Origin of the sequence: Cupriavidus sp. UYPR2.512 (genome assembly GCF_000379565.1) — a bacterium.
In the GTDB taxonomy this organism is placed as follows: Bacteria; Pseudomonadota; Gammaproteobacteria; order Burkholderiales; family Burkholderiaceae; genus Cupriavidus.
This window is the reverse complement of the sequence record NZ_KB903042.1, coordinates 53,919-74,226: the sequence shown is the minus strand read 5'-3', so window position 1 is coordinate 74,226 and position 20,308 is coordinate 53,919. Positions and strand designations below refer to the sequence as shown.

Annotated in this window: 19 protein-coding genes; 7 read left to right on the top strand and 12 right to left on the bottom strand. The window is 66.2% G+C overall.

Annotated features, from left to right (window positions below):
- From A3A5_RS0119160 to A3A5_RS0119140, 5 genes are all read left to right on the top strand, one after another.
- The coding region (locus A3A5_RS0119160; RefSeq protein WP_018312149.1) for an NAD(P) transhydrogenase subunit alpha at nucleotides 1–844 on the top strand (844 nt) is incomplete at its 5' end.
- A gap of 57 nt (nucleotides 845–901) precedes the next feature.
- Nucleotides 902–1,264 (top strand): aspartate 1-decarboxylase, encoded by a 363-nt coding sequence (panD, locus tag A3A5_RS0119155; RefSeq protein WP_010815077.1) that lies wholly within the window; start codon nucleotides 902–904, stop codon nucleotides 1,262–1,264.
- 160 nt (nucleotides 1,265–1,424) lie between these two features.
- Nucleotides 1,425–1,766: an NAD(P) transhydrogenase subunit alpha gene (locus tag A3A5_RS0119150; RefSeq protein ID WP_013957959.1), complete on the top strand. Its 342-nt coding sequence runs from the start codon at nucleotides 1,425–1,427 to the stop codon at nucleotides 1,764–1,766.
- Complete coding sequence (locus A3A5_RS0119145; RefSeq protein WP_018312148.1) at nucleotides 1,766–3,238, top strand: NAD(P)(+) transhydrogenase (Re/Si-specific) subunit beta; 1,473 nt, start codon at nucleotides 1,766–1,768, stop codon at nucleotides 3,236–3,238. The genes A3A5_RS0119150 and A3A5_RS0119145 overlap by 1 nt, the downstream gene beginning before the upstream one ends.
- Nucleotides 3,239–3,457: 219 nt before the next feature.
- Nucleotides 3,458–4,504 carry a two-component system response regulator gene (locus A3A5_RS0119140; RefSeq protein WP_018312147.1) on the top strand — a complete coding sequence of 349 codons (1,047 nt, stop codon included), beginning with the start codon at nucleotides 3,458–3,460 and terminating at the stop codon, nucleotides 4,502–4,504.
- Between the two features lie 27 nt (nucleotides 4,505–4,531).
- Here A3A5_RS0119140 and A3A5_RS0119135 read toward each other — a convergent pair whose 3' ends face one another.
- The 9 genes from A3A5_RS0119135 to A3A5_RS0119095 all read right to left on the bottom strand — a co-directional run bounded on the left by A3A5_RS0119135 (nucleotide 4,532) and on the right by A3A5_RS0119095 (nucleotide 14,342).
- Nucleotides 4,532–5,785, bottom strand: coding sequence for a class I SAM-dependent RNA methyltransferase (locus A3A5_RS0119135; RefSeq protein WP_018312146.1), 1,254 nt, complete (start codon nucleotides 5,783–5,785; stop codon nucleotides 4,532–4,534).
- Between the two features lie 64 nt (nucleotides 5,786–5,849).
- Nucleotides 5,850–6,455 (bottom strand): 2-hydroxychromene-2-carboxylate isomerase, encoded by a 606-nt coding sequence (locus tag A3A5_RS0119130; protein ID WP_018312145.1) that lies wholly within the window; start codon nucleotides 6,453–6,455, stop codon nucleotides 5,850–5,852.
- Between the two features lie 45 nt (nucleotides 6,456–6,500).
- Entirely contained in the window at nucleotides 6,501–6,923 is a 423-nt protein-coding gene (locus A3A5_RS0119125) for a CopD family protein (protein ID WP_018312144.1), read from the bottom strand.
- Between the two features lie 52 nt (nucleotides 6,924–6,975).
- Complete coding sequence (locus tag A3A5_RS0119120; RefSeq protein ID WP_018312143.1) at nucleotides 6,976–8,256, bottom strand: glutamate-5-semialdehyde dehydrogenase; 1,281 nt, start codon at nucleotides 8,254–8,256, stop codon at nucleotides 6,976–6,978.
- 104 nt (nucleotides 8,257–8,360) lie between these two features.
- The gene (gene holA, locus A3A5_RS0119115; RefSeq protein WP_018312142.1) at nucleotides 8,361–9,419 is read right to left on the bottom strand and encodes a DNA polymerase III subunit delta; all 1,059 of its coding nucleotides are present in this window, start codon (nucleotides 9,417–9,419) and stop codon (nucleotides 8,361–8,363) included.
- A gap of 17 nt (nucleotides 9,420–9,436) precedes the next feature.
- Nucleotides 9,437–9,952: an LPS assembly lipoprotein LptE gene (gene lptE / locus A3A5_RS0119110; protein WP_018312141.1), complete on the bottom strand. Its 516-nt coding sequence runs from the start codon at nucleotides 9,950–9,952 to the stop codon at nucleotides 9,437–9,439.
- Nucleotides 9,953–9,986: 34 nt separating this feature from the next.
- Entirely contained in the window at nucleotides 9,987–12,608 is a 2,622-nt protein-coding gene (gene leuS, locus A3A5_RS0119105) for a leucine--tRNA ligase (RefSeq protein WP_018312140.1), read from the bottom strand.
- 182 nt (nucleotides 12,609–12,790) lie between these two features.
- On the bottom strand, nucleotides 12,791–13,588 hold the full coding sequence (dapB, locus tag A3A5_RS0119100; protein WP_018312139.1) for a 4-hydroxy-tetrahydrodipicolinate reductase: 798 nt from the start codon (nucleotides 13,586–13,588) through the stop codon (nucleotides 12,791–12,793).
- Between the two features lie 112 nt (nucleotides 13,589–13,700).
- Entirely contained in the window at nucleotides 13,701–14,342 is a 642-nt protein-coding gene (locus tag A3A5_RS0119095; protein ID WP_026200915.1) for an outer membrane protein assembly factor BamE, read from the bottom strand.
- A gap of 245 nt (nucleotides 14,343–14,587) precedes the next feature.
- On the opposite strand from A3A5_RS0119095, the gene fur reads away from it, so the two are divergent.
- Nucleotides 14,588–15,019, top strand: coding sequence for a ferric iron uptake transcriptional regulator (gene fur, locus A3A5_RS0119090; protein WP_018312137.1), 432 nt, complete (start codon nucleotides 14,588–14,590; stop codon nucleotides 15,017–15,019).
- A 93-nt stretch (nucleotides 15,020–15,112) separates the two neighbouring features.
- Here fur and A3A5_RS0119085 read toward each other — a convergent pair whose 3' ends face one another.
- Complete coding sequence (locus A3A5_RS0119085; protein ID WP_026200914.1) at nucleotides 15,113–16,108, bottom strand: LysR family transcriptional regulator; 996 nt, start codon at nucleotides 16,106–16,108, stop codon at nucleotides 15,113–15,115.
- A 296-nt stretch (nucleotides 16,109–16,404) separates the two neighbouring features.
- On the opposite strand from A3A5_RS0119085, the gene A3A5_RS0119080 reads away from it, so the two are divergent.
- Nucleotides 16,405–17,016 carry a flavin reductase family protein gene (locus A3A5_RS0119080; RefSeq protein WP_026200913.1) on the top strand — a complete coding sequence of 204 codons (612 nt, stop codon included), beginning with the start codon at nucleotides 16,405–16,407 and terminating at the stop codon, nucleotides 17,014–17,016.
- A 69-nt stretch (nucleotides 17,017–17,085) separates the two neighbouring features.
- Here the strand turns inward: A3A5_RS0119080 and gap are convergent, their stop codons facing one another.
- On the bottom strand, nucleotides 17,086–18,084 hold the full coding sequence (gene gap, locus A3A5_RS0119075; RefSeq protein ID WP_018312134.1) for a type I glyceraldehyde-3-phosphate dehydrogenase: 999 nt from the start codon (nucleotides 18,082–18,084) through the stop codon (nucleotides 17,086–17,088).
- A gap of 84 nt (nucleotides 18,085–18,168) precedes the next feature.
- Nucleotides 18,169–20,202, bottom strand: coding sequence for a transketolase (gene tkt, locus A3A5_RS0119070; RefSeq protein ID WP_026200912.1), 2,034 nt, complete (start codon nucleotides 20,200–20,202; stop codon nucleotides 18,169–18,171).
- Between the last annotated feature and the right edge of the window lie 106 nt (nucleotides 20,203–20,308).

Sequence of the window (20,308 nt, the reverse complement as noted above, 5' to 3'; positions counted from 1 at the left end):
CAATCCCTTCGACGCCGAGAACAACGCGCGCATGTCCGCCGCGAACATCACCGCCTTTGCCCTGGAAGCCGCGCCGCGCACCACGCGCGCGCAGAGCATGGACGTGCTGTCGTCGCAGGCNAACATCGCCGGCTACAAGGCCGTGCTGNTNGCNGCGCANCACTANCAGCGCTTCATGCCGATGCTGATGACCGCCGCCGGCACCGTCAAGGCCGCACGCGTGCTGATCCTGGGCGCGGGCGTCGCCGGCCTGCAGGCCATCGCCACGGCCAAGCGGCTGGGCGCGGTGATCGAGGCCTCCGATGTGCGCCCCGCGGTCAAGGAGCAGATCGAATCGCTCGGCGCCAAGTTCCTCGACGTGCCCTTCCTCACCGATGAAGAGCGCGAGATCGCCCAGGGCGTGGGCGGCTATGCCCGCCCGATGCCGCCGGACTGGATGAAGCGCCAGGCCGAGCTGGTGCACCAGCGCGCCGTCCAGGCCGACATCGTCATCACCACCGCACTGATCCCGGGCCGCAAGGCGCCTGTGCTGCTGCAGGAAGCCACCGTGGCGCAGATGAAACCCGGCTCGGTGGTGGTCGACCTGGCCGCGGCACAGGGTGGCAACTGCCCGCTGACGGTGGCCGATGAAGTGGTCAACCACAACGGCGTCATCCTCATCGGCCACACCAACCTGGCCAGCATGGTCGCGGCCGACGCCTCGGCGCTCTATGCCCGCAACGTGCTGGACTTCCTCAAGCTGGTCGTCGACAAGGACGGCCAGTTCACGCTGAACCTTGAAGACGACATCGTCGCGGCCTGCCTGATGTGCAGGGACGGCCAGGTCGTGCGCGAGGCGGCGTAATTTCCACGGGCGCCGTGCGCCCACTGCTTTTGCATCAAATATAAGGACGTATCACCCATGCAACGCATCATGCTCCGCGCCAAGCTCCACCGCGTCACCGTGACGCAGGCGGACCTCAACTACGAGGGTTCGTGCGGCATCGACCAGGACCTGCTGGACGCTGCCGACATGAAGGAGTTCGAGAAGATCGAGCTGTACAACGTGAACAACGGCGAGCGCTTCTCCACCTACATCATCAAGGGCGAGCGCGGCAGCGGCGAGATCTCGCTGAACGGCGCCGCGGCCCGCCGCGCGCACCTGGGCGACCAGCTGATCATCTGCACCTACGCGCCGATGAGCGACGAGGAAATCGCCGCCTACAAGCCCAAGGTCATCCTGGTGAACGAGAAGAACGGCATCAAGGAAATCAAGAAGTTCTGAGGTGACCTGATTGCCGCAGGTTTGCTCCCTCTCCCGCAAGCGGGAGAGGGAGCGCGCCGTCGGTCGGTCAGAGCCACTGGCCCTCGGCGCGCCGTAGTACAGCAAAGAAGAACACAGCAAAAAGCGGCATCCCGGATTCAAAGCAACGGAGGAGAAGTCGATGGAGATGGTGAACCACACGGTGATCAACCTGATCATCTTCGTGCTGGCGATCTACGTGGGTTACCACGTGGTCTGGACGGTCACGCCGGCCCTGCATACGCCCCTGATGGCGGTGACCAATGCGATCTCGGCGATCATCATCGTCGGCGCCATGCTCGCCGCGGGCCTGACCGAAGGCGGCGTCGGGCGCGTGATGGGCACGCTGGCGGTGGCGCTGGCCGCGGTCAATGTGTTCGGCGGCTTCCTGGTCACCCAGCGCATGCTGGAGATGTTCAAGAAGAAAGAACCGAAGGCCAAGGCGCCTGAGGCAAAGCCGGCACTGGCCAGGGAGGGCGCGTGATGAGCGGTCTTGTCAGCATGAACCTCGTCACCCTGCTCTACCTGGTGGCCTCGGTCTGCTTTATCCAGGCGCTCAAGGGCCTGTCGCACCCGGCCTCGGCGCGCAAGGGCAATGCCTTCGGCATGATCGGCATGGCGATCGCCGTGGTGACCACGCTGGCCCTGATCATCAAGCTGAAGAATGAGTTCCTCGCGGCGGGCACGGCCCAGTCGTCGGTGGGCACGGGCCTGGCGCTGATCTTCGCCGCGCTCGTGGTCGGCGGCGGCATCGGTGCCTACGTGGCGAAGAAAGTGCAGATGACCAAGATGCCCGAGCTGGTCGCGGCGATGCACTCGCTGATCGGCCTGGCCGCGGTGTTCATCGCCGTGGCGGCGGTGGCCGAGCCGGCGGCGTTCGGCATCAGCCCGGCAGGCTCGCACCTGATCCCGCTGGGCAACCGCATCGAGCTCTTCATCGGCTGCTTCGTCGGCGCGATCACGTTCTCGGGCTCGGTGATCGCCTTCGGCAAGCTGGCCGGGCGCTACAAGTTCCGCCTGTTCCAGGGCGCGCCGGTGGTGTTTGCCGGCCAGCACTGGCTGAACCTGCTGCTGGCGGTGGCGATGGTGGGCTTCGGCGTCATCTTCTTTATGTCGCAGGACTGGCTGCCGTTCCTGATCATGCTGGCGATCGCCTTCGTGCTGGGCGTGCTGATCATCATCCCGATCGGCGGCGCCGACATGCCGGTGGTGGTGTCGATGCTGAACTCGTATTCGGGCTGGGCCGCGGCGGGCATCGGCTTCTCGCTGAACAACCCGATGCTGATCATCGCGGGCTCGCTGGTGGGCTCCTCCGGTGCGATCCTCTCGTACATCATGTGCAAGGCGATGAACCGCTCGTTCTTCAACGTGCTGCTGGGCGGTTTCGGCGGCGCGACGGCGGCGGCGGCAACCGGCGACCAGCAGCAGCGCCCGGTCAAGTCGGGTTCCGCCGACGATGCCGCGTTCCTGATGGGCAACGCCGAGACCGTGATCATCGTGCCGGGCTATGGCCTGGCCGTGGCGCGCGCCCAACACGCGCTCAAGGAGCTGACCGAGAAGCTGGCGGAAAAGGGCGTGACCGTGAAGTACGCGATCCACCCGGTGGCGGGCCGCATGCCGGGCCATATGAATGTGCTGCTGGCCGAGGCCGAGGTGCCGTACGACCAGGTCTTCGAGATGGAAGACATCAACAGCGAGTTCGGCCAGGCCGACGTGGTGCTGGTGCTGGGCGCCAACGACGTGGTCAACCCGGCGGCCAAGAACGACCCCCAGTCGCCGATCGCCGGCATGCCGATCCTGGAGGCCTACAAGGCCAAGACCATCATCGTCAACAAGCGCTCCATGGCCGCCGGCTACGCCGGGCTGGACAACGAGCTGTTCTACATGGACAAGACAATGATGGTGTTCGGCGACGCCAAGAAGGTGGTCGAAGACATGTTCAAGGCGGTCGACTAAGGCCGTCCGCGCGCCGCGCGCAGGCCCGGTCCATCCCGGCCCTGCCGCGGGCGCCTCCCCTGCCCGGCGCCCGCCGGGCTCCTGCCGCCGGCCCTGGCCGCAAGGCGTGCCTTGCAAGGCAGCCATGGCGCGCTATACTGGCCTGCGAATGCGCACACTGGCTTGCCGCTTGCGCCACGCCGGTGCCGAACCACTGCGCCGAACCCTGCCCGCCGCTCCATGACCTTCAACCCGCACGACAGGAACCTGTCGGTCTTCCATCACCCGGTCCTGACCGTTCTGGTCGATGACAGCAAGTCATTCATCGACAGCCTGGCATTCCAGATGGATGCCTCGCGCGCGGTGATCACTTTCACCGACCCGCGTGAAGCGCTGCAATGGATCCGCGAGGCCTATGCCACCCGCTTCCCGGGTTTCCTGCCGGTGCGCGTGACGCACGACGACCTGACCTTCCTGACCGAGCGGCGCACCGTGCAGCTCGACATCGACCGCATCTACCGCCAGATCCACGACTTCAAGCGCTTCCTGCAGCCGGGCGTGGTGGTGGTCGACTATTCGATGCCGCAGATGGACGGGCTCGAGTTCTGCCAGGCGCTGCAGGACCTGCCCTGCAAGACCATCCTGCTGACCGGCACCGCCGACGAGAGCATCGCCGTGCAGGGCTTCAACCACGGGCTGATCGACCGCTACGTGAAAAAGCATGAAAGCAATATGGTCGAGCGGCTGGACCAGGAAATCGAGGCCATGCAGCAGGCGTACTTCGCCACGCTGTCGCGCACGCTGCGCGAGCTGCTGACGCGGCATTCGTTCTCGTTCCTGTCCGATCCGGCCATCACCGAGCGCGTGCGCCAGCTGATCGCGCGCTATGGCTTTGTCGAGTACTACCTGTACCCCAACCCTGCCGGCATCCTGCTGCTGACCGCGCAGGGCCACGCCACGCTGATGGTGATCGAGACCCGCTCCGGGCTGATGAGCCAGGTGGAATCGGCCGAGGCCTACGACGCGCCCGCGGCGCTGATCGAAGGCCTGCGCGAAGGCCGGCTGGTGCCGTTCTTCTGGCCCGGCAACGGCATGTACACGCCGGCGTGCGTGGACTGGGAACAATACTGCCTGCCGGCCGAGCGCTGCGAAGGCAATGAAGAGTTCATCTATGCGCTGTTCGACCTGCCGCGCCACCTGCTGCAGGAGCCGGTGGTCAGCCTGCAGGGCTTCCTGGCGGACTTCAGCCGCAATCAGGACGCACTGACGGGGCGCAAGCGCCCCTGACCCTGCGGCCCGGGGCCGCAAACGCCGTCAGTCCGCCTGCGCTGCCCGGTTGGCGCCGCGCACCATGTCGAAGCGGAACAGCCGGCATTCGATATTGCCGTTGTAGAGCGGCGTGCGGCGCGACTCCTTGAGCCGCAGCCGGCGCGGGAAGCCCATGTCGCCGGTAAACACCCACGCCTGCCAGCCCGCGAAATGCTGCTTGAGCGTAGTGGCAAAGGCACTGGCGAACTGGTTGGCGGCGGCCTCCTCCACCTCGTCGCGCGGCATCTCTTCCTCTGGCAGGCGGCGCTGGCCGCGCACCGCGATCCGCTCGCCGTACGGGGGATTCATCAACAGCAAACCCGGCTCTTCAAAAGGCGGCTGAACGAAGCGCGCGTCCACCTGCTTGGTGCGCGCCTCGCCCGGCAGGCCGGCACGCTCCCAGTTGGCGCGCGTGATGGCCAGCATGTCGGTCGAGATGTCCGAACCCACCACCTGCAGCGCATCGGCGGAGGCCAGCATGCGGGCGCGCTGCGCGTCCGACTTGAGCTTCTGCCAGGCCTTGGTGTCCATGCCCTTGAGCCATTCGAAAGCAAAGCTGCGGCTGCCGCCCGGCGCGATGCCCAGCGCCACCTGCGCGGCCTCGATCAGGAAGGTGCCGCTGCCGCACATCGGGTCGTAGAAGGGCCGGAAGGTCTGGCCCGGCACCCAGCCCGCGAGGCGCAGGATGCCGGCGGCCAGGTTCTCCTTCAGCGGCGCCTCGCCCTTCTCGGTGCGCCAGCCGCGCTTGAACAGGGGCTCGCCGGTGGTGTCGAGGTACAGCGTGCAGTCATGCTCGGTCAGATGGGCATAGATACGCACATCCGGGCTGGCGGTATCGACGCTCGGGCGCGCGCCCACGCGTTCGCGCAGGGCATCGCAGACCCCGTCCTTGACGCGCAGCGCGGTGAAATTCAGGCTGCGCAGCGGCGACTTGTGCGACGTGATGTCCACGCGCAGCGATTCATCGGGCGAGAACCACTGCTCCCAGCGCACGCCGCGTGCCAGCGTATAGATGTCGTCCTCATGCCGGTAGCCGCGCGCGGCCACGCGCATCAGCACCCGGCTGGCAATGCGCGAATGCAGGTTGACCGCATAGGCGGCGGCCATCTCGCCCGAAAAATTGACGCCGCCCGGCACCTCCTGGTGCACCGTGAACGGCGCCAGCGCGGCCATGCCCGGCATTGCGGCGATCTCGCGCAGTTCTTCGGCGAGCGCGCTCTCCAGGCCGCGCGGGCAAGGGGCAAAGAAGGCTTGGGTCATATGTTGGGTATCCTGCAAACAAAAACGTCCGCCGTAGCGGACGGGGATCTATCCGAAGCTTAGCTCAAGCCGCCGCCAGGGCGCGGTCGAGGAAATCCAGCCGGTCCTGGCCCCAGAAGGGCTGGCCGTCATGGACGTACCATGGCGCGCCGAACACGCCGGCAGAAATCGCGTCCTGGGTGTTCTGCGCATAGGCCGCCTGCACCGACTGCGCCTCGCTGGCCTTGAGCAGGCTGGCGCCGTCCAGGCCGGCCTCGTCGGCGATCTGCGCCAGCGTGGCGGCATCGGCGATATTGCGCTGCTGCGCCCACACAGCCGCGCCGATGGCGCCGGTCAGCTGCATCGCGCGGGCGGTGCCGTGCGCCAGCTGCGCCGCGATGATCAGCTTGCTGGCTGCGTCGCCCGATACCGGGAAGAACGTTGGCTGCGGATGCAGCGGCACGCCCAGGAATTCGCTCCAGCGCGCCAGTTCCACCAGGCGGTAGGCCTGGCGCTGGGGCGGGCGCTGCGACAGCGGCAGCCCGCCGGAGACGGAAAACACCTTGCCCAGGTCGCACGGCTTCAGGTTCACCTGCGCGCCATGGCGCTCGGCGATGGCGGCAAAGCGCGCATGGCCCAGGTAGACGAACGGCGACTGCGGCGTCAGGTAATAGTCAACCAGCTTGCTCATTTCGGTTCCGCAACAGGATTGGCAACAACAGACCGGGCGCCAGGCTCAGAACGGCTTGACGACCACCAGGATCACCACCGCCAGCAGCACCAGCACCGGCAGCTCATTGATCCAGCGATAAAACTTGTGCGAGCGCGTGTTGCGGCCCGCTTCGAACTTGCGCAGCAGCACGCCGCAGCCGTGGTGGTAGCCGATCAGCACCAGCACAAGCGCCAGCTTGGCGTGCATCCAGCCCTGCCCCGCGCCGCGGCCGATGCCGTAGCCCAGGTACAGCCACAGCCCGAACACCACCGCCGGCACCGCCAGCATGGTCATGAAGCGGAACAGCTTGCGCGCCATCAGCAACAGGCGCTGCGTGCTGGCGGCGTCGGTTTCCATCGCCAGGTTGACGTAGATGCGCGGCAGGTAGAACAGGCCGGCGAACCACGAAACCACGAAGACGATATGCAGCGCTTTGACCCAGAGCATCGGCAGGCTGGCGTGTAAGGACGATTGTTATTGTTGGCGCTGTCGGTATGGGTCAGGTGCGGATCTCGCCGTGCCCGAACACCACGTACTTGAGCGAGGTCAGCCCTTCCAGCCCGACCGGCCCGCGTGCGTGCAGCTTGTCGTTGGAGATGCCGATCTCGGCGCCCAGGCCGTACTCGAAACCATCGGCGAAGCGGGTCGAGGCATTGATCATCACGCTGGCCGAATCGACCTCGCGGATAAAGCGCATGCCCGCCGAGTAGTTCTCGGTGATGATCGAATCGGTATGGTGCGAGCCGTATTCGTTGATATGGGCGACGGCCTCGTCCAGTCCGGCCACGGTCTTGATGGCGAGGATCGGGGCCAGGTATTCCAGGCGCCAGTCTTCCTCTGCGGCATCGACCAGGCCAGTGAAGCCCGCCGCTTCCAGCGTGGCGCGGGTGGCCGGGCACACGCGCAGCTCAACGCCCTTTTCCTGGTAGATGCGGCACAGCGGCGGCAGCGCGGCGGCGGCGATGTCCCGCGACACCAGCAGCGTCTCCATGGTGTTGCACGGCGCATAGCGCTGGGTCTTGGCGTTGTCGCAGATGCGCACGGCGCGGTCCAGGTCGGCATCGGCGTCGACATAGACGTGGCAGATGCCGTCCAGGTGCTTGATCATCGGCACGCGCGCTTCTTCCATCAGCCGCGCGATCAGGCTCTTGCCGCCGCGCGGCACGATCACGTCGACGTATTCGGTCATGGTGATCAGCCGGCCCACGGCGGCGCGGTCAGTGGTCTCGATCACCTGCACCGCCTCGGACGGGAGCCCGGCCGCGGACAGGCCCTCGGCCACCAGCGCCGCCAGCGCGGTGTTGGATTCGATCGCCTCGGAACCGCCGCGCAGGATGGTGGCGTTGCCCGACTTCAGGCACAGCGCAGCGGCGTCGATGGTCACGTTCGGGCGCGACTCGTAGATGATGCCGATCACGCCCAGCGGCACGCGCATCTGGCCCACCTGGATGCCGGTCGGGCGGAACTTCATGTTCGAGATCTCGCCGATCGGGTCGGCCAGCGCGGCAATCTGCTCCAGGCCGGCGGCCATGGTGTCGATGGCCTTGTCCGACAGCGTCAGGCGGTCGATGAAGGCGGCGTCCTGGCCGTTGGCGCGGGCGCGCTCGACATCGCGCGCGTTGACCGCCTTGAGCTTGTCGGCATCGCGGCGGATGGCCGCGGCGATGGTCAGCAGCGCACGGTTCTTGTCGGCCGTGGTGGCGCGCGCCATGGCGCGCGATGCCGCGCGGGCCTGGCGGCCAACGCGGTCCATGTATTGGTTGAGGTCGAGCTCGTTCATGTCAGTGGCCCTGGGGTGGTGGCCGTCAGTGTGTGTTCCTCCCCTCTCCCGCACGCGGGAGAGGGGTTGGGGGAGAGGGGAGCAAACCTTCCGGGAAGCAACGCTCAGCGCGCGATCATCAGCGCCAGCTGCTGCAGCCCGTCCCATGGTTCCGCCGGCAGCGGGCTGCCGCCCGGTGGCGGCAGGTCCGACAGGCCCTTGACCTGGCGGTCCAGCCGCGCCGCCAGCGCCAGCGCCGCTTCCAGCCTTGGCTGCGCCAGGCGCTGCGCGGCCTGCGGCACCAGCCGCTCGCGCGGGCCCCAGACGCGCAGCTCGCGCATCAGCACGCCCGCCGGCTTGCCGGCCGCCAGCCCTTGCCGGACCTTGGATAATACGCGAATTTCCTCGGTCAGCGCCCACAGCACCAGCACCGTGGCCTCGCCCTCGCCGCGCAGCCCTTCGAGCATGCGCACCAGCCGCGGCACGTCGCCAGAGAGCATCGATTCAGACAGCTTGAACACGTCGTAGCGGGCCACGTTCAGCACCGCATCGTGCACCTGGTCGAAGGTGAGCTCGCCGGGCGGGTACAGCAGCCCCAGCTTCTGGATTTCCTGGTGCGCCGCCAGCAGGTTGCCCTCGACCTTGTCGGCGATGAACTGCAGCGCACGCCGGCCCGGCTCGCCCCCCTCGACGCGCTGCTGCTGCAGCGACAGCCGCTCGCCAACCCAGGCCGGCAGCCGGGTGCGGTCCACGGTGTCGACCTTGATCGACACGCCGGCGCCTTCCAGCGCCTGGAACCAGGCCGACTTGGACGCGGCAAAATCCAGCCGCGGCAACGTCACCAGCAGCACCACGTCGGGCGACGGCTGGGCGGCCACGGCGCGCAGCGCCTCGCCGCCGTCCTTGCCGGGCTTGCCAGACGGGATGCGGAGTTCAACGATCTTGCGGTCGCCAAAGAGCGACATCGACTGCTGCGCCTCGACCAGCTGGCCCCAGTGGAAGCCGCGTTCGGCCGCCAGCACGTCGCGCTCGGAGAAGCCGGCTTCGCGCGCCGCGGCGCGCAGGCGGTCGACGGCTTCCAGCACCAGCAGGTGCTCGTCGCCGTGCACCACGTACAGCGGCGCCAGGCCCTTGACCTTTGCCTGCCGCAGGTGTGCGTCGAGCCCGTCGAGCTTGAGCTGCATGCCGTATGCCTGCCCGCTCAGATGGCCTTGACGGCGGCCAGCCGGCGCATCAGCTGCTGCACGATATCGCGCTGCATGTCGCGGTACAGCTGCTGCTCTTCGTAGTCCTTGGCCAGCGTGTTGGCTTCGTTGTAGGTCAGGTCGCGCGTCAGCACCAGCTGCGACGGCGGGATCAGTTCCTTGCCGGCGGGGTCGCGCAGGCGGAAGGTGAAGCGCTGCGTCAGGCGGTATTCACGCACCACGCCCTCGGTCGTGATCGACAGGATCGACTTGGTGCGGGTGTCCTGCAGCACGTCCAGCAGGGCGTCGGCCTCTTTCTGGTCGGCCACCACCTGGGTGTCGGAGCCGCCGCGGATGGCGCGGCGCAGGTCCGCGCCCATCAGCGAATTGGCCGGAATCCCGATATAGAGCCGCTTGAAGGCGAAATCCGAGTTGCCGCGCATGTGGAAGCCGCAGCCGGCCAGCAGGCCCGTTGCCGGCACCGCCAGCATTGCCGCGAGCACCTTGCGGCGCCCCATGTTCAGTCGCTTCATTCTTGGCGATTCCTTGTCAGGTTCCGGGGCCAGCTTACAACACCACGTTGACCAGGCGGCCGGGCACCACCACGATCTTCTTCGGCGCCTTGCCCTCGGCAAACTTGGCCACGGTCTCGCTGGCGGCGGCGGTGGCCTCGATGGCGGCGCGGTCGGCGTCGGCGGGCACGGTGATGCTGCCGCGCACCTTGCCGTTGATCTGCAGCACCAGTTCGATCTCGCTGCGCACCAGCGCGGCTTCATCGACCTGCGGCCACGGCGCATCGAGCAGGTCGCCGGCTTCGGCGGCGTAGCCCAGCTGGTCCCACAGGCCGTGGGTGACGTGCGGCACCACCGGGTACAGCACGCGCAGCAGGATGCCGAAGCACTCGCGGCGCGCGGCCGGCGAAGCGGTCTTGGCGTCGTCCAGCGCGTTCAGCATCTTCATCGTGGCGGACACCACGGTGTTGTACTGGATGCGCTGGTAATCGTAGTTGGCCTGCTTGAGCACGCCGTGGATCTCGCGGCGCAGGTCGGCGTCATCGGCAGTCGGACTGCCGGCGGCGCCATCGCGAATGGCTGCGGCGTTGGCGAAGCCATAATTCCACACGCGGCGCAGGAAGCGCGAGGCGCCCTCCACGCCCGAGCCGCTCCATTCCAGCTGCTGCTCCGGCGGCGCGGCGAACATCACGAACAGGCGCGCGGTGTCGGCGCCGTACTGGTCGATCAGCGCCTGCGGGTCGATGCCGTTGTTCTTGGACTTCGACATCTTCTCGACGCCGCCGATCACCACCGGCTGGCCGTCGGCGATCAGCGTGGCGCCCACCGGGCGGCCGCGCTCGTCGGTGCGCAGGTCGACCTCGGCCGGGTTGTACCAGTGCTTCTTGCCCGAGGCGTCTTCGCGGTAGTAGGTCTCGTTGAGCACCATGCCCTGCGTCAGCAGGTTGGTGAAGGGCTCGTCGAACTTGACCAGGCCCAGGTCGCGCATGACCTTGGTCCAAAAGCGTGCGTACAGCAGGTGCAGGATCGCGTGCTCGATGCCGCCGATGTACTGGTCCATCGGCATCCAGTAATCGTTGCGCGCATCGACCATGGAGGCCGCATCCGGGCAGGTATAGCGCATGTAGTACCAGCACGAATCGATGAAGGTATCCATCGTGTCGGTCTCGCGGCGCGCCGGCTTGCCGCACGACGGGCAGGTGCACTGCAGGAAGCGCGCATCCTTGGCCAGCGGGTTGCCGGTGCCGTCCGGCACCAGGTCTTCGGGCAGCACCACCGGCAGGTCCTGCTCCGGCACCGGCACCACGCCGCAGCTGTCGCAGTGGATCAGCGGGATCGGCGTGCCCCAGTAGCGCTGGCGCGAGATGCCCCAGTCGCGCAGGCGCCAGGTCACTTTCTTCTCGCCGATGCCCTTGGCGCCCAGGTCGGCGGCAATGGCTTCGACCGCGGCCTGGTAGCCAAGGCCGTCGTACTTGCCGCTGTGGATGCAGGTGCCGTTTTCCTTGTCGCCGTACCACTCCTGCCAGGCTTCGGTCGAGTACGGCTGGCCCTTCACGTCGATGACGGGCTTGATCGGCAGCTTGTACTTCAGCGCGAAGGCGAAGTCGCGCTCGTCGTGCGCCGGCACGCCCATCACCGCGCCGTCGCCGTAGCTCATCAGCACGTAGTTGCCGACCCACACGTCGACCTTCTCGCCGGTCAGCGGGTGCACGACCTGCAGGCCGGTCGGCATGCCCTTCTTTTCCATGGTCGCCATGTCGGCTTCCATGACCGAGCCATGCTTGCATTCGTCGATGAAGGCAGCCAGTTCGGGGTTGTCCAGCGCCGCGTGGGTGGCCAGCGGGTGCTCGGCGGCGACCGCGCAGAAGGTCACGCCCATGATGGTGTCGGCACGCGTGGTGAACACGTACAGCTTGCCGTCATTAATCGGCTTGCCGTCCTCGCCCGGGATGTCGTGCGGGAACGCAAAGCGCACGCCCACGCTCTTGCCGATCCAGTTCTGCTGCATCACCTTGACGCGCTCGGGCCAGCCCAGCTGGTCGAGGTCGCCCAGCAGTTCCTCCGCATACTCGGTGATGCGCAGGTAGTACATCGGAATCTCGCGCTTTTCCACCACCGCGCCCGAACGCCAGCCGCGGCCGTCGATGACCTGTTCGTTGGCCAGCACGGTCTGGTCCACCGGGTCCCAGTTGACGGTCCCGGTCTTGCGGTAGGCGATGCCCTTTTCCAGCATCTTCAGGAACAGCCACTGGTTCCAGCGGTAGTAGTCCGGGCTGCAGGTGGCGACTTCGCGCGACCAGTCGATCGCCAGGCCCATCGACTGCATCTGCTTCTTCATGTAAGCGATGTTGTCGTAGGTCCAGGCCGCCGGCGCCACGCCGTTGTTCAGCGCGGCGTTCTCGGCCGGCATGCCGAAGGCGTCCCAGCCCATCGGCATCAGCACGTTGTTGCCGTTCATGCGCAGGTAGCGCGCCATCACGTCGTTGATGGTGTAGTTGCGCACGTGGCCCATGTGCAGCTTGCCCGACGGATACGGCAGCATCGAGCAGGCATAGAACTTGGGCTTTTCCTTGCCGTCGGCCCCGGTGGCATGCTCCGACACGCGATAGGCGTCGATGGCTTGCCAGTGCTGCTGGGCGGCTTGTTCAACGGCGGAAGGAAGGTATTTGTCTTGCATGGTCGGGACAGCAGTCAGGACAACGTTTGCGCGGCAACTGGCCTGCCGGCATCCGGGGGAATCGTTGGAATGAGAGCAGCGGGCGCGCCGCTTGCGCGGCGCCCGCCGGGCGTGCAATGCGAAAGAAGACGATTATAACCGTGGCGACAGGCCAGTTTCGGCCCTGCGCGCCCCGCGGCGCCTTACTTCAGGCCCAGCACGTCCTGCATGTCGAACAGGCCGTTGGGCTTGTCGGCCAGGAAACGGGCGGCGCGCACGGCACCATCGGCATACGACTGGCGGCTGGACGACTTGTGGCTGATCTCGATGCGCTCGCCGATGCCGGCGAACATCACGGTGTGGTCGCCGACGATATCGCCGCCGCGCACGGTGGCAAAACCGATCGAGTTCGGATCACGCTCGCCAGTATGGCCTTCGCGGGCGTAGACGCCGCAGGTCTTCAGGTCGCGGCCAAGCGCTTCGGCAATCACTTCACCCATCTTCAGCGCGGTGCCCGACGGGGCATCGACCTTGAAGCGATGGTGCGCCTCGATCACTTCGATGTCATAGCCGGTCGACAGCAGCCTGGCGGCCACTTCCAGCAGCTTGAAGGTGGCGTTGACGCCGACGCTGAAGTTGGCGGCGTAGACGATGCCGATCGACCTGGCGGCCTCGGCCAGTGCGGCCTTGCCGGCCTCGTCGAAGCCGGTGGTGCCGATCACCATCTTCACGCCCAGTTTCTTCGCCGCGGCCACGTGGGCCAGCGTGCCTTCGGGGCGGGTGAAGTCGATCAGGCAGTCCGCGCCGGCCAGCACCGTTTCCACATCGGAACTGATCGCCACGCCGGTCTGTCGGCCCAGCAGCAGGCCCGCATCCTGGCCCAGCGCCGGCGAGCCCGGCACGTCGAGCGCGCCCGCCAGGCTCACGCCCTCGGTGTTCAGCACGTGTTCGATCAGCATGCGGCCCATGCGGCCCGATGCGCCTGCAATGGCGATGTTCATGGTGTCTGGCTCAGCGGAATATGCGCAATGCGCGGAAAGTGATCGAGCCGGCCATGCCTGACCGGCCCGGAAAACTGGGAGGCGCGCCGCCGCCGGCGCGCCATGCGGCGGATCAGTTGGCGGCCGGTTTGGGAGCCTCGGCCGGCGCGGGGGCCTGGGCCGGCGCCGCTGCCTCGGTGGCAGCGGCCGGCGATGCCGCAGCGGCGGGTGCCGCTTCCGGCTGCTGCGCCTGCCGCGGCACAAAGTTCTCCACCGTGGTCTGCGACTCGGCCGGAGCGGCCGCGGTGGCTGCTGCGCCGGTGGAGATCTTGCCCGGCGTCTGGTCCTTCAGCGCCTTCTTCATGCCGTCGATCTCGGCAATCAGCTCATACTCGGACGGCAGTTCATCGCCGCTAAACTTGACCAGCCGGTCGCCTTCGAAAAACACCGTATAGCGGCGCTGCTGCACCACCGGGGTATTGCCGCGGCGGAACGAGAACACGTAGTCCCAGCGGTCGGCGTGGAACACGTCGTTCAGCAGCGGCGTGCCGAGCAGGAACTTGACCTGGTCGCGCGTCATGCCTTCGCGCAGTTGCGACACGGCCTCGCGCGAGACGAAATTGCCCTGCACGATGTTGATCCGGTACGGCGTAATGGCGTTGGCTACCTTGCGCGAGGTGGAATCGTAGGCTGAGCAGGCGCCGGCCAGCAGGGCCGCGGCCAGCAGGGAGACAACCAGCGTCGGGCGCATGGCGGACGAACGGATAGAACGCATGTATCTCGCTTCCGGGAGGGAAAGAAAAGTACCACGGCAAGGTACCGCACAGCGGGCACAAAAACGGCGCAATATGCGCCGATTGCACCACACACGCCTGTTGCGCCTGCCGCGGCAACCACATGGGACGGCAACTGTGCCGGGCACGTGACGCCGACTTGGGACATCACCACCGCGAGCGACTTTTGCTGCCAAAACCCTTATGATTCAACTATCCAGTCATTGTACTCTAGGGAGTCACCCACATGCCGAGTCCGGCGGACCTCAAGAACATCGGCCTGAAGGCGACCGTGCCCAGGCTGAAGATTCTTGAAATTTTTCAGACCAGCGAACAACGGCACCTGAGCGCGGAAGACGTCTACCGTATCCTGCTGAACGAGCATATGGATATCGGCCTGGCCACCGTCTATCGCGTGCTGACTCAATTCGAGCAGGCGGGCCTGCTGTCGCGCAACAACTTTGAATCCGGCAAGGCGATTTTCGAGCTGAACGAAGGCAAGCACCATGACCACCTGGTGTGCCTGGACTGCGGCCGCGTCGAGGAGTTCTTCGACTCTGAAATCGAGCACCGCCAGCAAAGCATCGCGCGCGAGCGCGGCTTTACGCTGCAGGAACACGCGCTGTCGCTGTACGGTAATTGCACCAAAACAGACTGTCCCCACAGACTCAAACGATAAGCCTGCACGCTCCGCCGCGGAGCGCAGACGGGCAACAAAAAACCGGCGCCAGGCGCCGGTTTTTTGTTTGGGCTGCTCGCCGCAGGACGCCGCTCAGGGCGCCTGCAGGTCTTGCAGGTCCTGTTCGGTAACCACCCGCGCCGGGCGTGCCGGCGGCAGGCCGACGAACTCGCCCACCACCTGGCGGAACAGGCCGCGCACCCACACCAGCATCGGATGGGTGTTGCGGCTGCGGTGCCAGAACATGTTCAGGCCGAGCGTGGTGTTCAGTTCCGCCGGCAGCGGGAAGGCCTTCAGGCCATAGGTCTCGCAGGCCATGTCCTTGGTCAGCGCATTGACGGTGAAGATCATGTCGGTCTGCGAGGCCAGTTCGGCCTGGGCACGCCATGAATGTACCGTAAGCGTCGCATTGCGCTTGAGCCCGCGCTGCTGCAGCGCATAGTCGAGCGGGATCAGCGACGGTGCCGGGCGGCCGGAGCCGCCGGAATGTGCCATGAAGATATGGCCGCAATCCAGGTATTGCTCCAGCGAGCAGTGGTTCTTGAGCACCGGATGGCTCTTGCGCGCGCAAACCCACAGGTTCAGCGACGTCACCATTTCCTCGACGATTTCCGGGTGGCGGGTCGGGAACGGGGAAAAGGCCAGGTCAAGTTCGTTGGCGCGCATCGAGGCGACGTCCGTTTCCCACGAATGGGATTCGACCAGCTTGATATGCAGATCTGGCGCCAGCTGCTTGATGCGCAGCACAAGACGGTTGAATACCGTGTCGCCCAGCTCGGCGGCAAAGCCAATGCTCAGCGTGCCGGTGGCAATAGCCGGATCAAAATTGTCGGCATCGCCCTCATTGATCGACGACCACAAATCAAGCATGTCGCGGATCTTCGGGCCCAGTTCCAGCGCGCGCGGCGTCGGCGTCAGGCCATGCGGGACGCGGATGAAGAGCGGATCGTCAAAGATCTCGCGCAGCCTGCCCAGCGAATGCGATACGGCCGGCGCGGTCATATGCATCTTTTCCGCAACATAAGTGGCGTTTCGCTTGCTCAGGAGTTCGGTGAAGATCACTAAAAGCTTCGTGTCTACGTTCACCATGATCAGGCCTCGTCAGATTATTCTTAGCTAGATGGCCCCACCACTTGCACTGGCTGCACATCAGATTTCAACGGCGTCTTAATAGTGTAAGAGGAAAGAACAAGCTCGGAAAGCAAATTCGGCATTTCTGAAATGGCTGTCTACGACATAATTCTGAAAAATTTCGCGTTTTTTCCACTAATGACCGCATATGTGGACATTTCCCGCGTCCCAGCATCCACCAGCGCATCGGTGTGTAGTGGGCCCGCCGCTTCCATTTTTATCATTCTTTTCCGACGGCTCGATCCCCGGCCATCATGCCTGAACATTTCCGCCTGCCCGTACCACTCCCGAAAGCCTACCGCTTGCTGAACCACGGCCCCACCGTGCTGGTCAGCGCCGCCGCCGGCGGCAAGCGCAATATCATGGCCGCCGCCTGGGCCATGCCGCTGGACTTTGCCCCGCCCAAGGTGGCAGTGGTGCTGGACAAGAGCACCTGGACCCGGCGCCTGCTGGAAGACAGCGGCGAGTTCGTGCTGCAGGTTCCCACCGTCAGCCAGGTCGACCTGACCGAGGCGCTGGGCTCCAGCTCCGGCCTGGCGCTGATGGAGCAGGAAGGCACCGACAAGTTCGACGCCTACGGCCTGGGCACCTTTGCCGGCACCGCGGTCGGCGCGCCGCTGCTGGAGGGCTGCGCGGCCTGGCTGGAATGCCGGCTGCTGCCGGAGCCAGCCACGCAGCAGACCTACGACCTGTTCCTTGGCGAAGTCGTGGCCGCGCACGCGGACTCGCGCGTGTTCAGCGACGGGCGCTGGCATTTCGACGGCCATGATGCGCTGCGCACCATCCACCATGTGGCTGGCGGCCATTTCCTGGTGGCCGGCGACGCAGTCGACGCGCGCCCGCTGGCGCCCCGCCCGGCTGGCTGAATATGACTGCGCCGGAAAAAGAAAAACGCGCCCGAAGGCGCGTTTTTCTTTACTGCGGAAGCTGCCGGATTACTTGGCCGCGACGCGGACCATTTCCAGCACCTTGTTCGAGTAACCCCACTCGTTGTCGTACCAGCTCACGACCTTGATGAAGGTGCCATCCAGCGCGATGCCGGCTTCGGCGTCGAAGATCGAGGTGCGGGCATCGCCGCGGAAGTCGGTGGCGACGACCTTGTCTTCGGTGTAGCCCAGCACGCCCTTGAGCGCGCCCTGGCTCTGGGCCTTCATCTCGGCGCAGATTTCTTCGTACGTCGCCGAGTTTTCCAGCTCGACGGTCAGGTCGACCACGGACACGTCCGAGGTCGGCACGCGGAACGACATGCCGGTCAGCTTCTTGTTCAGCTGCGGAATCACCACGCCCACGGCCTTGGCTGCGCCGGTCGACGACGGGATGATGTTTTCCAGGATGCCGCGGCCGCCGCGCCAGTCCTTGTTGGACGGGCCGTCAACAGTCTTCTGGGTGGCGGTGGCAGCGTGCACGGTGGTCATCAGGCCGCGCTTGATGCCCCACTTGTCGTTCAGCACCTTGGCTACCGGTGCCAGGCAGTTGGTGGTGCAGCTGGCGTTCGAGATGATCGCCTCGCCCTTGTACGACTCATGATTCACGCCGTACACGAACATCGGGGTGTCGTCCTTGGACGGGGCCGACATGATCACCTTCTTCGCGCCTGCGTCGAGGTGCTTCTGCGCGCCTTCCTTGGTCAGGAAGATGCCGGTCGACTCGACCACCACGTCGGCGCCGATCTCGCCCCACTTCAGCTCGGCCGGATCCTTGACCGCGGTCAGGCGGATCTTCTTGCCGTTGACAACCAGGGTGTTGCCGTCGACCGACACTTCGCCGTCGAAGCGGCCGTGCACCGAGTCGTACTTCAGCATGTACGCCAGGTAGTCGGGCTCCAGCAGGTCGTTGATGCCAACGACTTCGATGTCCTTGAAGTTGGCGACTGCGGCGCGGAACACCATGCGTCCGATGCGGCCGAAGCCGTTGATGCCGATCTTGATGGTCATGACTGTCTCTCCTGAGGATCGATTGAAACCGGTGGGCGCCGCTGCTGCCGCGCGGCGCACCACGCGGCTCCAGCGCCCGGATGCTTAGATAAGGGTGTCCTTCACCGTGCGGACCACGTTATCGACGGTAAAGCCGAAGTGCTTGAACAGCACGCCGGCCGGGGCCGATTCACCGAAGGTGTCGATGCCCACTACCGCCTGGACCTGGTACTTCCACCAGAAGTCCGTCACGCCTGCCTCGACCGCCACGCGCGGCACGCCGGACGGCAGCACGCTGGCCTTGTAGGCGCTGTCCTGCTTGTCGAACACCGTGGTGGCCGGCACCGAGACCACGCGCACATGCACGCCTTCGGTGGCCAGTGCGTCGGCGGCGCCGACGGCCAGGCCCACTTCGGAGCCAGTGGCCAGGATCACGGCGTCCGGACGCCTGGTCTTGGGGTTGACGCTGTCGCGCAGGACGTAGCCGCCGCGCGCGATATTGGCGCGGGTGACGTCGTCGCGGCGCTGGAACGGCAGGTTCTGGCGGCTGAAGATCAGGCAGCTCGGGCCGTTCTCGCGGCGGATCGACTCGGCCCAGGCCACGGCGGTCTCGGTGGTGTCGGCGGTGCGCCAGACGTCCATGTTCGGGATCAGGCGCAGGCTGGCGACGTGTTCGATCGACTGGTGGGTCGGGCCGTCTTCGCCCAGGCCGATCGAGTCATGGGTGAACACGAACAGCGTGCGGATCTTCATCAGCGCCGCCATGCGCAGCGCGTTGCGGCTGTAGTCCGAGAAGGTCAGGAAGGTGGCGCCATAGGGGATGTAGCCGCCATGCAGCGTGATGCCGTTCATGACGGCGCTCATGCCGAACTCGCGCACGCCGTAGTTGATATGGTTGCCCCAGGCATCCACGCGCACGGCCTGGCTGCCCGACCAGTTGGTCAGGTTCGAGCCGGTCAGGTCGGCCGAGCCGCCGAGGAATTCGGGCAGCACCGGGCCGAAGGCCTCGATGGTGTTCTGGCTTGCCTTGCGCGTGGCGATGGTCTCGGCCTTTTCCTCGCACCTGGCGATGAAGGCGTCGACAGCGGCGTCGAACGAACCCGGCAGCTCGCCCTTCATGCGGCGGCTGAATTCGCCGGCCTCATACGGGTGGCGCTCGGCGTAGGCATCGAACAGCGCGTTCCAGGCACGCTCCAGCGCCTGGCCATTGGCCTTGGCATCCCAGGCGTCGTAGACCTCGGCCGGCACTTCGAACGGGGAGTGGGCCCAGCCCAGCGCCTCGCGCGTGGCCAGCACTTCGGCGCCGCCCAGCGGGGCGCCGTGCACGTCGTGGCCGCCTTCCTTGTTGGGCGCGCCCTTGCCGATCTTGGTGCGGCAGCAGATCAGGGTCGGCTTGTCGCTGGCCTTGGCCTGCGCAATGGCGTTGTCGACCGCGACCACGTCATGGCCGTCGATGCCGCGGATCACGTTCCAGCCATAGGCTTCGAAACGCTTCGGGGTATCGTCGTTGAACCAGTGCACCACGTCGCCGTCGATCGAGATGCCATTGTCATCCCAGAGCGCGATCAGCTTGTTGAGCTTCAGCGTGCCGGCGAGCGAGCTGGCTTCGTGCGAGATGCCTTCCATCAGGCAACCGTCGCCCAGGAAGACATAGGTGTGGTGGTTGACGATGTCGAAGCCGGGGCGGTTGAATTCTTCGCCCAGCAGGCGTTCGGCCAGCGCCATGCCGACGGCGTTGGTGATGCCCTGGCCGAGCGGGCCGGTGGTGGTTTCCACGCCCGGGGTGATGCCGTATTCCGGGTGGCCGGCGGTCTTGCTGTGCAGCTGGCGGAAATTCTTCAGCTCTTCGACCGGCAGGTCGTAGCCGGTCAGGTGCAGCAGCGCATAGATCAGCATCGAGCCATGGCCGTTGGACAGCACGAAGCGGTCGCGGTCGGCCCACTGGGGGTTGCTCGGGTTGTGCTTCAGGTGCCGGCCCCACAGCGCCACGGCGATGTCTGCCATGCCCATCGGCGCACCGGGGTGGCCGGAATTGGCCTGCTGGACGGCGTCCATGGCAAGCACGCGGATGGCGTCAGCCATCAGCTTGGCGGGCTGGGAAGCGAAAGGACTTGTGGCGGGATGGGCAAGGGCGGACATGCGGGCGGTCTTGGACGTGAGCGGGCGTGAGCCTGACGGTGACGGCAGGAAAACCGCAATTTTAGCAGAAGCCAGGGGGGTTTCCGGACTCCCGGACAGCGCCTGC

Coding starts and splice junctions, on each gene's coding strand:
- panD (WP_010815077.1), top strand. CDS start 902: ATGCAACGCATCATGCTCCGCGCCAAGCTCCACCGCGTCACCGTGACG.
- A3A5_RS0119150 (WP_013957959.1), top strand. CDS start 1,425: ATGGAGATGGTGAACCACACGGTGATCAACCTGATCATCTTCGTGCTG.
- A3A5_RS0119145 (WP_018312148.1), top strand. CDS start 1,766: ATGAGCGGTCTTGTCAGCATGAACCTCGTCACCCTGCTCTACCTGGTG.
- A3A5_RS0119140 (WP_018312147.1), top strand. CDS start 3,458: ATGACCTTCAACCCGCACGACAGGAACCTGTCGGTCTTCCATCACCCG.
- A3A5_RS0119135 (WP_018312146.1), bottom strand. CDS start 5,785: ATGACCCAAGCCTTCTTTGCCCCTTGCCCGCGCGGCCTGGAGAGCGCG.
- A3A5_RS0119130 (WP_018312145.1), bottom strand. CDS start 6,455: ATGAGCAAGCTGGTTGACTATTACCTGACGCCGCAGTCGCCGTTCGTC.
- A3A5_RS0119125 (WP_018312144.1), bottom strand. CDS start 6,923: ATGCTCTGGGTCAAAGCGCTGCATATCGTCTTCGTGGTTTCGTGGTTC.
- A3A5_RS0119120 (WP_018312143.1), bottom strand. CDS start 8,256: ATGAACGAGCTCGACCTCAACCAATACATGGACCGCGTTGGCCGCCAG.
- holA (WP_018312142.1), bottom strand. CDS start 9,419: ATGCAGCTCAAGCTCGACGGGCTCGACGCACACCTGCGGCAGGCAAAG.
- lptE (WP_018312141.1), bottom strand. CDS start 9,952: ATGAAGCGACTGAACATGGGGCGCCGCAAGGTGCTCGCGGCAATGCTG.
- leuS (WP_018312140.1), bottom strand. CDS start 12,608: ATGCAAGACAAATACCTTCCTTCCGCCGTTGAACAAGCCGCCCAGCAG.
- dapB (WP_018312139.1), bottom strand. CDS start 13,588: ATGAACATCGCCATTGCAGGCGCATCGGGCCGCATGGGCCGCATGCTG.
- A3A5_RS0119095 (WP_026200915.1), bottom strand. CDS start 14,342: ATGCGTTCTATCCGTTCGTCCGCCATGCGCCCGACGCTGGTTGTCTCC.
- fur (WP_018312137.1), top strand. CDS start 14,588: ATGCCGAGTCCGGCGGACCTCAAGAACATCGGCCTGAAGGCGACCGTG.
- A3A5_RS0119085 (WP_026200914.1), bottom strand. CDS start 16,108: ATGGTGAACGTAGACACGAAGCTTTTAGTGATCTTCACCGAACTCCTG.
- A3A5_RS0119080 (WP_026200913.1), top strand. CDS start 16,405: ATGCCTGAACATTTCCGCCTGCCCGTACCACTCCCGAAAGCCTACCGC.
- gap (WP_018312134.1), bottom strand. CDS start 18,084: ATGACCATCAAGATCGGCATCAACGGCTTCGGCCGCATCGGACGCATG.
- tkt (WP_026200912.1), bottom strand. CDS start 20,202: ATGTCCGCCCTTGCCCATCCCGCCACAAGTCCTTTCGCTTCCCAGCCC.